The organism is Glycomyces artemisiae, assembly GCF_003002955.1.
Lineage (GTDB): Bacteria > Actinomycetota > Actinomycetes > Mycobacteriales > Micromonosporaceae > Glycomyces > Glycomyces artemisiae.
In genome coordinates this window covers 131,625-144,271 of the sequence record NZ_PVTJ01000005.1, presented here as the reverse complement: position 1 = coordinate 144,271, position 12,647 = coordinate 131,625, and the positions used below count along the sequence as shown (strand labels likewise).

Below are 12,647 nucleotides of genomic sequence, written 5' to 3'. Positions count from 1 at the left end.
ACACCACAGAAGCCGCTGTCCTTCGGAATGAAGGGCAGCGGCTTCGTGCTCGATTGCCTAGAGGGCGCGCAGGTTCGCGGCCTGCGGGCCCTTCTTGCCGGCTTCGATCTCGAACTCCACGCGCTGGTTCTCTTCCAGGGTGCGGTAGCCGTTCCCCGTGATCGCGGTGAAGTGGACGAAGATGTCCGGACCGTCGCCGTCAGGAGCGATGAAGCCGAAGCCCTTGTCCGCGTTGAACCATTTAACGGTGCCTTGCGCCATTACTGCATTTCCTTGCGATGTTGATGTTCAGACCCGCCGCGGACCCGGTCCAGGGGGTACCTAGCTGGGGCGTTGGCGTAGCGGTCTGAGGTGTGCCGCCATTGCTGGCGCTTCACCGCTTCGGCGAATACTGAACCGAAGCGGCCTTTGGACCCTACAGTACGCCTGCATTCTTCAAACCTGTCAGCACGAAATCATCCTCACGTGTAAGGCCTTGACCTGCAACGATGTGGTTTCGCTCTGAGCAGATATGGCCCATGTCACTCATGCGGCGGTCGAAAGGGGCCCGTCCGGACCGATTTCGACCTCTTCGGAGCGGTCCTCGCTGCGCTCCTCACTGAACTCCTCGTTCGATCCGCTGCGCCCCTCGAACTGCGTCTTGTAGAGCTCCGCGTAGAGCCCGCCGCGGTCCACCAGGTCGTCGTGGGTGCCGGACTCGACCACTTCGCCGTCCTCAAGGACGACGATCGTGTCGGCGCGGCGCACAGTGGAGAGCCGGTGGGCGATGACGAGCGAGGTGCGGCCCTCCAGGGCCGTGTCGAGGGCGCGCTGGACGGCGGCCTCGGACTCGGAGTCGAGGTGGGCGGTGGCCTCGTCGAGGATGACGATCGGCGGGGCCTTGAGCAGGACGCGGGCGATCGCGAGGCGCTGCTTCTCGCCGCCGGAGAACCGGTAGCCGCGCTCCCCCACGACCGTGTCGAGCCCGGAATCGAGGCGGCGCACGGTGTCGCCGATCTGCGCGCGGTCCAGGGCCGCCCAGATCTCCTCGTCGGTGGCCTCGGGGCGGGCGTACGCGAGGTTCTCGCGGACGGTGTCGTGGAACAGGTGCGCGTCCTGGGTGACCATGCCGATCTTCGCCGACAGGGACTCGCCCTTGAGGTCCCGCACGTCGACGCCGCCGACCTCGACGGCGCCGCCGGTCACGTCGTACAGGCGCGGCACGAGGCCCGCCATGGTGGTCTTCCCGGCGCCGGAGTGGCCGACGAGGGCCACGAGCTGGCCGGGGGCGACGTCGAAGGAGACGCCGCGGAGGATCTCGCGGCCGCTGTCGGAGCGGTCGGGGCGGGCCAGGTCCTCCAGGCTGGCGAGGGAGACCTCGTCGGCGCCCGGGTAGCGGAAGCGCACGTCGCGGAACGCGATCGAGGCGGCCCCGTCGGGCAGCTCGCGGGCGTCGGGCTTCTCCTCGATGAGCGGCTTGAGGTCGAGGACCTCGAAGACGCGCTGAAAGGACACGAGGGCGCTCATGACGTCGACGCGCACGTTCGACAGGGCCGTCAGCGGCCCGTACAGGCGCGTGAGCAGCAGCGCGAGAGTGACGACGGTGCCCGCGCTGAGCTGCCCGGCGAACACGAGCGCGCCGCCGAGGCCGTACGCGAGGGCCTGCGAGAGGCCCGCGACGAGGGTGAGCGCGACGATGAACGTGCGCGCGTACATCGCGGTGGTGATGCCGATGCCGCGCACGCGGTCGGCCTTCCCGGCGAACTCCGCGGACTCGGTGTCGGGGCGGCCGAAGAGCTTCACGAGCATCGCGCCGCCGACGTTGAACCGCTCGGCCATCTGGGTGTTCATGGCCGCGTTCAGGTCGAAGGACTCCTTGGTGAGCGCGGCGAGCTTGCGGCCGACCCACTTGGCGGGCACCAGGAACACCGGGACGAGGACCAGCGACAGCAGCGTGATCTGCCAGGACTGGAAGAACATGACGCCGATGATGAGCGCCACCGCGATGCCGTTGGAGACGAGCCCGGAGAGCGTGCTCGTGAACGCCCGCTGGGCGCCCATGACGTCGTTGTTCAGGCGCGAGACCAGCGCGCCGGTCTGCGAGCGGGTGAAGAACGCGACCGGCTGGGACTGGACGTGGTCGAACACGGCCCGGCGCAGGTCGAAGATGATGCCCTCGCCGAGCTTCGCGCCGTACCAGCGCATGGCGAGGTTGAGCAGGCCCTCGGCGAGGGCGAGGCCGGCGATGATCGAGGCGAGCCTGATGACGCCGCTCTGGGTGCCGTCCGCGCCGGTGAGCTCGTTGACGATGTCGCCGGCGAGGACGGGCGTGGCGACGCCGATCGCGGCGATGAGCGTGACGAGCCCGATGAACAGGGCGATGTCGCGGCGGTAGGGCCGCGCGAACCGCAGGATGCGGCGCTTCACGCCGCGGCTGAGTGTGACGCCTTTGAGGTCGTCCGCGCGCCGCATCGAGCGCATGGCGTCCCAACCGGCGGGTCCCATCGATGACACTGGGCCTCCCGTGTGCAAGTGCCCAAGTGCGGTCGTCGTCCGGTCAGGTCGGTGGCAGTCCGCGGCAGTCCGGTGGTGGGGCTTGGGCCGTTTCGTCGTTCGTTATCCGAACGTGGAACGCCCGGAGGAGCCCAGGTTATTTCCCGCCGCCCTTGCGCGCGCCGCCGCGGGTCCGGAAGTCGACGCCCGCTTCCGCCAGCAGTCGGTGCACGAAACCGTACGATCGGCCTATCGTTGAGGCGATGTCCCTGATGCTCCGGCCCTGCTCGTAGGCCGCGGTGACGCGGCCGGTGAGCTCGCGGCGCTCGTCGCCGCGGACCTGCCGGTTCGGATCGGTCTTCGCGGCGCCCGCATCGGCGGGGACGCCCTCGGGGGGAGGAATGGATTCGGGGGTCATGAGTCCTTTCCCGGATACGGAGGGTGATGAAAGGTGTGTTGTGAAGTTTGCCGGAGTTCTCTCGCCCGGCGGACGTTTCTGTCGGATACCCGATAGTTTCGTGACGTGACCGCACCGCAGACCTCATTCACCGACCGGGTCGACGCCCTCGCCCCGGCGCGGCGCCCTTCGCGCCTGCGCGACCTGGGAATCTGGCTGTGCCTCACCATGGTCGTGCTGACCATGGCGTCGGTGGCGGTCTCGACGACCGAAGTGGTCGGTCCGACGACGCTCCCGTGGTGGCCGGCCCAGAACCTCTCGCTGCGGGTGACGCCCGGCATGGTGGTGGCGCCGCTCGCGGCGGCGGCCGTGCTCGGGGTCGCGACCCGCCCTGCGGCCGTGCGGATGTCGTGGCACGTGCTGCTGGTGCTGTCCTATCTGGCCTCCATCGCGTGGTCGGCCGCACTGCACACCAATGTGGACCCGACGACGATGTCGACGGCGACCGACGGCGCGCGCGGCGCGATCGCGCTCCTGGTGTCGTACACCGGTTCCGAAGCGGGCCTTGCGATCACGGTTATCGCCCTGTCGTGCCTGTCGGTGCCGCTGGTGCTCGTCGCGGTCAAGTCCGTGTCCGGCCCGGTCGCGGCCCGCGCGCTCGCGCCGGTGCTCATCCTCGGGCCGTGGGCCGCGTGGGCGACGCTCGGCGTCGACGGGATCGCCGCCGCCGCGTGCGCCGCGGTCCTCGCGTGCGGCGCGGTGGCCTCCGAGCGGCGCGTCAAGGGCTGGGACGCGTTCTGGGGCGCCGCCGCCGCGGGCGGGCTCCTCGGGATCGCCGCGCTCCTCTCGTACGGCGCCGCGTGGTTCGCGGTCTCGCTGCTGTGCCTGTACTTCGCGCGGCGCCGACCCGGGCAGATCCTGGTGTCGGCGGGCGCGGCGCTGGCGGTGCTGGCGCTCGCCGCGATGACCGGGTCCTCGTGGCCGTACGGCCTCGTGGACACCTACAACGCGGCCATCGGCGAGATCGCCGCGCACCCTGGGCAGCTGTGGTGGGTGGCGCTCATGCCCGCGCTCGTGGCCGTGGCGTGCGGCCCGGCGATCGTGGAGAGCCTGCGCCGCTTCGGGACCAGCTCGGCGTGGCCGCTCATGATCGGCCCGCTCCTGGCGCTCATGATCGCCCCGCTCAGCGGCTCGAACCCCGAGCACCCCGAGTACGGCTGGATCGCCCTGTGCCCGTGGCTCATCGTCGCCGCCACCGCGCGGGCCGACCGCAAGCACTCGGTGCGGGCCCCGATCATCAGCGCCGCCGCGGGCGCGTGCGCCGCGATCGTCCTGATGTACTCGGGCTGATAACCACCCCTAACCCCCACCCGCCCCGGGGAAGATAGGAGCGATCCTGCCCGCCGGGTCCGACAGGAACCGGCCCCGCCGGGCCGGTTGTCGCCCGAAAGCGGGACGTCCCGCGAGCGGGGCTCGGATCAGGCGAGCTCGACGAGCTCCATCAGGTCGTCGGACCACAGGTCCTCGTCGCCGTCCGGCAGCAGGATCGCGCGCTCGGGGCGGAGGGCCTCGACCGCGCCCGGGTCGTGGGTGACCATGACGATCGCGCCGGTGAAGCCGTCGACCGCGTCGAGGACCTGCTGGCGGCTCGCCGGGTCGAGGTTGTTCGTGGGCTCGTCGAGGAGGAGCACGTTCGCGCCCGAGCAGACCAGGCTCGCCAGCGCCAGGCGGGTCTTCTCGCCGCCGGAGAGGACGTGCACGGGCTTGTGGACGTCGTCGCCGGGGAACAGGAACGCGCCGAGGATCTTGCGCAGCTCCGAGTCGGGCAGGTCGGCGCCGGAGTCGGAGGCGGCGGACTGCATCTGCTCCAGGACGGTGCCGGTGTGGTCGAGCGTGTCGTGCTCCTGCGCGAAGTAGCCGATGCGCAGGCCGTAGCCGGGCTCGACGGCGCCGGTGTCGGGTTCGAGGGTCCCGGCGAGCATCCGCAGGAGCGTGGTCTTGCCCGCGCCGTTGAGGCCGAGGATGACGACGCGGGAGCCGCGGTCGATGGCGAGGTCGACGCCGGTGAAGATCTCCAGCGAGCCGTAGGACTTGGACAGGCCCGTGGCGGTGAGCGGGACCTTGCCGCAGGGGGCGGGCTGCGGGAGGCGCACGTCGGCGACCTTCTCCTGCAGCAGGTCCTCTTCGAGGTTGTCGATCATGGCCTCGGCGCGGCGGAGCATGCCCTTGGCGGCCTTGGCTTTCGTGGCCTTCGCGCCGAGCTTGGCGGCCTGGCGGGTGAGGGCCTCGGCCTTCTTCTCGGCGTTGGCGCGCTCGCGGCGGCGGCGCTCGGCGTCTTCGGCCCGCTGGCGCTGGTAGGCCTTCCAGCCGAGGTTGTACTGGTCGATCACGGAGCGGGTCGGGTCGAGGAACCACACGGTGTTGACGACCTCGTCGAGGAGTTCGACGTCGTGGGTGATGAGGACGAGGCCGCCCTTGTGCCCGGCGAGGAAGCCGCGGAGCCAGTTGATGGAGTCGGCGTCGAGGTGGTTGGTGGGCTCGTCGAGGAGGAGGATGCCGTCGCCGTCGTCGGAGAAGAGGATGCGGGCGAGCTCGACGCGGCGCCGCTGGCCGCCGGAGAGGGTCTCCAGGGGCTGGGCGAGGATGCGGTCTTCGAGGCCGAGCTTGGAGCAGATGCGGGCGGCCTCGGACTCGGCCTGGTAGCCGCCGCGGGCGGAGAACTGCTCTTCGAGGCGGGAGTAGCGGCGCACGAGCTTGTCGCGCTGGGCGTCGTCGGCGACCTCGGCGAGTTCGACCTCGGTCTTGGCGAGGTCGGCGAGGAGCTGGTCGAGGCCGCGGGCGGAGAGGACGCGGTTGCTCGCGGTCTGGGTGAGGTCGGCGAAGCGCGGGTCCTGCGGGAGGTATCCGAAGGGGCCGTTGTTCTCGATCTTCCCGCTGTAGGGCTGGGTGAGGCCCGCGAGGACGTTCATGGTGGTGGTCTTGCCGGCGCCGTTGCGCCCGACGAGTCCGATCCTGTCGCCGGGCTGGACCCGCAGATCGGCCCCGGACACGAGGATGCGCGATCCGGCGCGCAGCTCAAGACCGGTGGCGGTGATCATGGGGCACTCCTCAAAGCGGGTTTCGGGCCGATTGGCCGCAGGCGTTCCAAGTTTAGGCGGCGGCGTGGGTCACGGTCGCGCCGATATAACCGAAGACACCATTTGCGAGGGACTGTTCACGTTCTGTCATCGGCCTCCTCCTTTCGGAGGAACCGCGGCCGCCCCCGGGTGCCGACCTCGCCCGCAAGGGGACCAGTTCGAGTGTGGTTTCGCTGGTCGAGCCGGGTTTGTCCGGATTGGATCCGGTAGGTTTCCCGGTCTTATGGGCAAGCATGACGACACCTGCGAGAACGCAGGACGCGAACTGACCAGCCGCCGACTCCGCGCCGTGATCCGGCGCCGCCGCATCCGTCGCGAACGTCACACCTGGCGTCTCGTGAGCGGGGGCCTGGCGGCGGCGATCATCACCGGCTGGGTGGTGTCGGCCCTCTCCGGGCAGGCCGCGGCGCAGGCCGCCGACTCAGAGGTCGACATGGACGCCACCGTGGTCCAGGCCGACTGGAAGGTGGACGACGTCCTGGCCGGCATGGCCGCGGACTACGCCGCCGAGCAGGCCGAGGCCCAGGCGCAGGCGCAGGCCGAAGCGGAGGCCAAGGCCGCCGCCGAGGCCGAGGCGAAGGCCGCCGCCGAGGCCGAAGCGCAGGCGCAGGCCGAGGCCGAGGCCGAAGCCGCCGCGGAGGCCGAGGCGGCCGCGAATCCGTGGGGCCTGCCGTCGACCGCGTCGATCACCTCCTACTACGGGATGCGCAACGGCTCCATGCACGGCGGCACCGACTTCGGCAACAACGAGGGCGACGAGATCGTCTCCGTGGGCGCGGGCACCGTGACGTACGTCGGCTACGAGGCCGGCGGCTACGGGAACGTGGTCTACGTGGACCACGGGAACGGCGTCGAGACCCGCTACGCGCACGCCTCCGAGGTGCTCGTGAACGTGGGCGACGAGGTCGAGAAGGGCGACGCCCTGATCCTGGCCGGCACCACCGGCAACTCGACCGGCCCGCACCTGCACTTCGAGGTGCTCATCGACGGCGAGAAGGTCGACTCCCTGGCCTGGCTCCAGGAGCAGGGGCTGGACGTCGGGTAGCGGCGCGACGAAAGCTGCACTCTCCCCGCACGGGGAAGACGGCGGCCCGGAGGACCACCATCCTCCGGGCCGCCGTTCTGCCTTGCGCGCCTTAGCGGATCGTCAGCTGCGGTTCGAGGAGCGTCGAGTCGGGGACGTCGAGGCCGTCGAGCTTGCGCATGAGGTGGCGCACCGCGGTCTGGGCGAGCGTCTCGGCCGGGACGAGCACCGACGGGAGCTGCGGGTGGACGCGCTCGGCGACCTCGTCGGGGCCGATGACGACCACGTGGAAGTCCTCCCCCACGCGCTTCCCGGCGTCGGCGAGCGCGTGCATGACGTGCCCGACCGCGGGCTCGTTGTGGACGGCGAGCCCGGTGAGGTCCGGCCGCGCGGCCAGGAGCTCCTTGACCGCGCGCTGCACCTCCGTCGGGTAGTTCGGGCAGGGCCGGACCTCCGCGCGGACGCCGGGGCGGCCGAGGAAGCCCTCGCGGACCCGCTCGGCGAAGCCGGTGCGCCGCTCGTAGACCGCTTCGGCGGCGCCGAGGAGCGCGATGTCGCCGCAGCCGCGATCGGCGAGGTAGTCGGCGCAGGCGCGGCCCGCGGCGGTGAAGTCGAGGTCGACGCAGGTCAGGTCCTTCGAGTCCGCGGGGAATCCGATGAGGACGTTCGGGAGTCCCAGGCGGCGCAGCACTTCCACGCGCGGGTCGCGGACCTCGACGTCCATGAGGATGAGGCCGTCGACCATGGCCGAGGCGGCGACGCGGGCCAGGCCCGCGGGGCCCTCGTCGGCGGTCATGAGGAGCACGTCCTGGTCGTGGCGGCGGGCCTCGGCGACCGCCCCGGCCGCGAACTGCATGAGCACCGGCAGGTGCATGCCGTCGCGGATCGGGAACATCATCGCGATGACCCCGGCCCGCCGGGACGCGAGCGAGCGCGCCCCCGCGTGCGGGTGGTAGCCGAGGTCGGCGACGGCCTGCATGACCCGCCCGGCGGTCTCCGGCGAGATCGACCGCTTCCCCGAGATCACATAGGACACGGTGGAGGCGGCGACCCCGGCGCGGGCGGCCACGTCGGCGATGGTGACGCCGCGGCCAGGGCCGGCCACTACGACTGCCCGCCGAAGGTCAGCGACGCGAGGCGGACGGGGCCGGACTCGAACGTCACGTACAGGTCCTTGACGCCTTCGGCGCCGCCGAAGTCCACGGTCACCTCGGCGTAGTCGTAGACGCCCGCGGTCATCGGCGTGTCGATCTTCGCGAGGACGTCGCCGTCGAGCGGGTCGTCCACGCGCAGTTGCAGCTGCGAGGCGTGGCCCGAGACGCGCGCGGTCACCGTGGTGTATCCGGGACTGAAGTCGCAGTCCCCCAGCATGATCCAGCCCCCGGCCTCTTCGGCGGCGATGACGTCGCCGGAGGCGCGGGTCTCGTCGCGCCACAGCACGCCCGCGTAGGCGTCGTTGGAGGCGGCCGCGAGCGGCTTCCCGAGGTCGCGGGGACCGGCGGTCTCGCCGTCGATGCGCACCGACGCGGACAGGACGATGTTCGTCGCCGAGCGCCCGACCATGAGGCGCTGGCGGCTCTTCTCGACGATCATGCGGCCGGTCGTGTTGTCCCAGTGGGCGAGGTCGTCCACGGCGACGGTGAAGGAGACGGTGCGGGTCTCGCCCGCGGCGAGGCGCACCTTCCGGAATCCGCGGAGCTGGCGCAGCGGCTGCTTGACGCGGGAGCCGCACTGGTGCGAGTAGAGCTGCACGGTCTCGACGCCGTCGCGGCCGGAGGCGTTCGTGACGTCGACGGTCACCGTGAGCTCGTCGCCCGAGCCCGCGCGATCCTTGTCCACCTTGAGGTCCGCGTACGTGAAGTCCGCATAGGACAGGCCGTGGCCGAACGGGTAGAGCGGCTGGCCGAGGTAGTACAGGTAGGTCGCGTCGGAGGCGACGATGTCGTAGTCGAGCATCACCGGCAGCTCGGCGGCGTCGGTGTACCAGGTCTGCGGGAGGCGGCCCTCGGCGTCGCGGTCGCCGTACAGGACGTCGGCGAGCGCGTTCCCCCACTCCTGGCCTCCGTGGCCCGACCACACCACGGCGGGCACGTGCTTGGCGGCCCAGTTCACGGCGTAGGGGTAGGAGGAGGACATGACCAAAATGGTATTCGGGTTGGCCTCGACGACTCTGCGCAGGAGCCATTCTTGGCTGTTCGAGAGGTTGAGGTCGGCGCGGTCCTCGGTCTCGCGGCCGTTCACGAGCGGGTGGTCGCCGAGCACTACGACGGCGACATCGGCGTCGCGGGCCAGGTCGGCGGCGATGTCGTGCGAGCGGACCACGTGGTCGATGTCGAACGCCGCGGCCTCAGACTGGCTGTCCACCAGGATGAGCCGGTTGTCGATGACGCCGATCCACTTGCCGTCTTCGGCGCCGTCGGGCCGGTGGAGGTGCTTGATCGCGATCTTCCCGCCCTCGACGTCGATGAAGCGGAAGGTCTCGTGGACGTCGAACTCGTGCGGGCCGGGCGAGTCGGCGCCGACGGTCCCGTCGAGGCGCCCGTCCAGGTACTTCCCGGTGGCCGCGGAGCGGAACGTGTAGGACCAGCCGCCCCAGTCGAAGACGTCGAACTGCGCGGCCGCGCCGAGCGTGTCGGTGATGGTGAGCTCGGCGCCGTCGGGCGCGGCGGTGACATAGCCCTTGTTGTGTCGCAGGCGGATGCGGTCGACGCCCTCGCTGTAGACGACCTCGGCGCGCGCGGCGAGGGCCTGGCGGGCGGTGGCGGCGTACGGGAGCGTCCCGGAGTACCAGTCCTGCATCTGGACGTCGGCGAGCGGGCCGATGACGGCGATCTTCTCGGGGGCCTTGAGCGGCAGGATGCCGTCGTTCTTGAGCAGGGTGATCGACTGGGTGGCGGCCTCGCGCGCGAGCGCCTGGTGCTCAGGGGAGTTCACCGCTTCGCGGCCGATGTGCGCGTACGGGTCCTCGGGGTCGAACTCGCCGAGGCCGAAGCGCACGACCAGGTTGCGGCGCACCGCGGTGTCGATGTCGGACTCGTCGAGCAGGCCCCGGTCGAGGGCGGCCTGGACGTGGGCGAGGACGCCTTCGGCGCGGTCGTCGTCCTGGGTGAAGGAGTCGAGGCCGGCCTTGACGGCGGCGGCGTACGCGGTGGGGAGGTCCTCGAAGTAGCCCTGGAGCTGCGCGAGGTTGTTGGGCGCGTAGGCGTCCGAGACGATGAAGACCTCGTCCGCGGTCCAGGTGCGCAGCTCGGTGTTCACGAGGGGGGTCACGTGCGCGGGGCGGCCGTTGACAAGGTTGTAGGAGAGCATGACCGCGACCGCGTCGCCGCTCGCCAGTGCCGGGCGGTGGGCGGCGAACTCGTACTCGCGCAGCACGCGCGGGGGCATGTTCGAGGAGGTGGTGCAGCGGTCGGCCTCGTTGCCGTAGGCCAGGAAGTGCTTCACGGTGGGCGCGGTCTTCCACACGGAGCCGTTGTCGCCCTTGAGGCCGCGCGCGTAGGCGCCGCCCATGAGCCCGGTCATCCAGGCGTCCTCGGAGTAGCCCTCCTCGTTGCGGCCCCAGCGGGGGTCGCGCAGCGGGTTGACGGTGGGGGCCCAGACGTTGCGCCCGACCTTGACGGGGTCCTCGTGGTTGAAGGCGAGGACCTCGTCGGCGACGGCGGCGCCGACCTCTTCGACGAGCTCGGGGTTCCAGGTGGCGCCGAGGGCGACGACCTGCGGGAAGACGGTGGCCTCGCCGAGCCAGGCGAGCCCGTGGAGGGCCTCGGTCCCGGTCTTGAAGGGGCCCATGCCGAGCCGTTCGACCGGCCGGTGGTACTGGTGCAGCAGGCCGATCTTCTCGTCGAGGGTCAGCCGGGCGAGGAGGTCGGAGACGCGCTCCTCGCGGGGGAGGGCGGGGTCGCGGAATGGCAAGTCGCGGAAGGCGGGACGCGGGTCGGTCATGAGGGTCTTCCTTGCTTGGACGTCGCTGTCGCTGGCTGTGTCTTGCGTCATCGAAGCGCTTCGAAGATCAGGGTGTTCCACCTGGTGGCGGCTTTTTCATTGAAGAAGCTTGTCGAAGCGCTTCGATTGAGGAATGCAAGATTTCTACACCCCGGCCCGCCCGCCGGTCAAGGCGGACGGGGCGCGGCAGCGTGGATGTTCGGTGGTTTTCGTCCGTTTCCGCAGGCGTCACCTGCGGAAACGGCCGGGGTAACAGTTCTGAAACAACCGGGCGGATCGGGCGTTACCGGCCGAGCGGGGTCGGCATGAGCCCGGCGTCGATGTCGTTGAGGATGCCGGTGGCGGCGCCGAGGGCCGGGGCCTCGTGGCCGAGCGCCGAGACGACGACCTCGGCCCCGCCCGCGCCGGAGGCGTGGGTGCGGGCCGCGAGCTCGGTCTCGGCGGCGGGGCCGATCCACGGGCTCAGCGCCTGGTAGTGGCCGCCGAGGACGACGGCCTCCGGGTTGAGCAGGTCCACGGCCAGGGCGATGCCCGCGCCGAGGGCGCGGCCGATCCGGTCCAGGGCCTCGGTGACGCGCGGTTCGCCCGCGCGGGCGCGGGTGACGATGTCCTCGACCTCCGCCTCCACCTCGGTCCCGGCGATGTCGTCCGATTCGGACAGCTCATCGAGGACGGCGCGGATGCCCGCGAGGTCCTCGACGCGCCCGATCCGGCCGTCGACCTCGACCAGGAGGTTCCCGATCTCGCCCGCGAACCCCGAGGCGCCCCTTCGCAGTTCGCCGTCGACGATGAGCCCGGCGCCGAGTCCGATCTCACCGGTCAGGTAGATCACGTTGGACACGCCGGCCCAGGACCCGAAGCGCTGCTCGGCGACCGCGCCCAGGTTCGCGTCGTTGTCGGCGGTGACCGCGTACTTCGGGTCGCGCATCGCCTGGCGCAGGCGGCCGGTGAGGTCGAAGTCCGACCAGCCGAGCATCGGGGCGCGCTGCACGACGCCGTCGTTGTCGATCATGCCGGGAACGGCCACGGCGAGCCCGAGGATCTGGCGCCCTTCGGAGTCCATGCGGTCCACGGCGCGCTTGGCGAGGCCCGCCAGCGCCGAGACCGACTTGCCGGGGGTGGCGCCCGCGCCGTCGTGGGCGCGGCGCCAGGACAGGAGGCGGTTCCCGGCGAGGTCCACGGCGACGAGCGTCATGTAGTCCACGTTCACCTCGACGCCGAGCGAGGCGTAGTAGCCGGTGTCGACGGACAGGAGGACCGCGGGGCGGCCGATGTTGCCGATGACCGAGCCGGACTCGCGCAGGACGCGGCGCTCGATGAGCTCGGCGACGAGCGAGGACACCGTGGCCTTGTTCAGGCCGGTCTTGGCGGCGAGGTCGGCGCGCGAGCACCGGCCCTCGGCCCGGACCTGGCGGAGGACGAACCCGAGGTTGTTGGCGCGCACGTCGGTGAAGTCGGCCCGCTTGGCGCGCCCGGGCGCCTCCTCGGCATCGCCCGGACCGGCGGACTTCGCCGCTATCCGCATCGCCATGTTGTCCTCCTGTTGCGAGCTCGTGGCCCATCGTGTCCGAAGCCGGTCTCGTTGGGCATTGTCGTGGATGGCGACAAGCGGTCGTCGGGCAGTCCCTGACAGTGGTCTATGTGCACGTTCAACTACAAGGCCCGTTCCCGAATC

Annotated in this window: 9 protein-coding genes; 2 read left to right on the top strand and 7 right to left on the bottom strand. The window is 71.1% G+C overall.

The features are described from left to right. Window positions 1-57: 57 nt before the first annotated feature. The 3 genes from B0I28_RS14170 to B0I28_RS14160 form a co-directional block, all read right to left on the bottom strand. The gene (locus B0I28_RS14170) at window positions 58-261 is read right to left on the bottom strand and encodes a cold-shock protein (RefSeq protein WP_106364496.1); all 204 of its coding nucleotides are present in this window, start codon (window positions 259-261) and stop codon (window positions 58-60) included. A 264-nt stretch (window positions 262-525) separates the two neighbouring features. Then, a complete protein-coding gene (locus B0I28_RS14165) occupies window positions 526-2,493 on the bottom strand; it encodes an ABC transporter ATP-binding protein (RefSeq protein WP_425433443.1) in 1,968 nt (655 codons plus the stop codon). A gap of 136 nt (window positions 2,494-2,629) precedes the next feature. Next, window positions 2,630-2,890 (bottom strand): helix-turn-helix domain-containing protein, encoded by a 261-nt coding sequence (locus B0I28_RS14160; protein ID WP_106364494.1) that lies wholly within the window; start codon window positions 2,888-2,890, stop codon window positions 2,630-2,632. 105 nt (window positions 2,891-2,995) lie between these two features. Here B0I28_RS14160 and B0I28_RS14155 point away from each other — a divergent pair, with 105 nt between their 5' ends. Then, on the top strand, window positions 2,996-4,219 hold the full coding sequence (locus B0I28_RS14155; RefSeq protein WP_106364493.1) for a hypothetical protein: 1,224 nt from the start codon (window positions 2,996-2,998) through the stop codon (window positions 4,217-4,219). Between the two features lie 128 nt (window positions 4,220-4,347). On the opposite strand, the gene B0I28_RS14150 is transcribed toward B0I28_RS14155, so the two are convergent. Continuing rightward, window positions 4,348-5,967 (bottom strand): ABC-F family ATP-binding cassette domain-containing protein, encoded by a 1,620-nt coding sequence (locus B0I28_RS14150; protein WP_106364492.1) that lies wholly within the window; start codon window positions 5,965-5,967, stop codon window positions 4,348-4,350. Window positions 5,968-6,229: 262 nt separating this feature from the next. Here B0I28_RS14150 and B0I28_RS14145 point away from each other — a divergent pair, with 262 nt between their 5' ends. Then, window positions 6,230-7,051, top strand: coding sequence for a M23 family metallopeptidase (locus tag B0I28_RS14145; RefSeq protein WP_181245785.1), 822 nt, complete (start codon window positions 6,230-6,232; stop codon window positions 7,049-7,051). Between the two features lie 91 nt (window positions 7,052-7,142). Here B0I28_RS14145 and B0I28_RS14140 read toward each other — a convergent pair whose 3' ends face one another. From B0I28_RS14140 to B0I28_RS14130, 3 genes are all read right to left on the bottom strand, one after another. Continuing rightward, window positions 7,143-8,135 carry a LacI family DNA-binding transcriptional regulator gene (locus B0I28_RS14140; RefSeq protein ID WP_106364490.1) on the bottom strand — a complete coding sequence of 331 codons (993 nt, stop codon included), beginning with the start codon at window positions 8,133-8,135 and terminating at the stop codon, window positions 7,143-7,145. Next, window positions 8,135-10,972: a glycoside hydrolase family 3 protein gene (locus B0I28_RS14135; RefSeq protein WP_106364489.1), complete on the bottom strand. Its 2,838-nt coding sequence runs from the start codon at window positions 10,970-10,972 to the stop codon at window positions 8,135-8,137. Before B0I28_RS14135 ends, B0I28_RS14140 begins: the two co-directional genes overlap by 1 nt. Window positions 10,973-11,255: 283 nt before the next feature. Next, window positions 11,256-12,503: an ROK family transcriptional regulator gene (locus B0I28_RS14130; RefSeq protein WP_219926763.1), complete on the bottom strand. Its 1,248-nt coding sequence runs from the start codon at window positions 12,501-12,503 to the stop codon at window positions 11,256-11,258. Window positions 12,504-12,647: the final 144 nt, after the last annotated feature.

What these genes read in the sequence shown, in the direction of transcription:
- B0I28_RS14150 (WP_106364492.1), bottom strand. Translation starts at nt 5,967, where the DNA reads ATGATCACCGCCACCGGTCTTGAGCTGCGCGCCGGATCGCGCATCCTC.
- B0I28_RS14135 (WP_106364489.1), bottom strand. Translation starts at nt 10,972, where the DNA reads ATGACCGACCCGCGTCCCGCCTTCCGCGACTTGCCATTCCGCGACCCC.
- B0I28_RS14145 (WP_181245785.1), top strand. Translation starts at nt 6,230, where the DNA reads ATGGGCAAGCATGACGACACCTGCGAGAACGCAGGACGCGAACTGACC.
- B0I28_RS14170 (WP_106364496.1), bottom strand. Translation starts at nt 261, where the DNA reads ATGGCGCAAGGCACCGTTAAATGGTTCAACGCGGACAAGGGCTTCGGC.
- B0I28_RS14130 (WP_219926763.1), bottom strand. Translation starts at nt 12,503, where the DNA reads ATGGCGATGCGGATAGCGGCGAAGTCCGCCGGTCCGGGCGATGCCGAG.
- B0I28_RS14160 (WP_106364494.1), bottom strand. Translation starts at nt 2,890, where the DNA reads ATGACCCCCGAATCCATTCCTCCCCCCGAGGGCGTCCCCGCCGATGCG.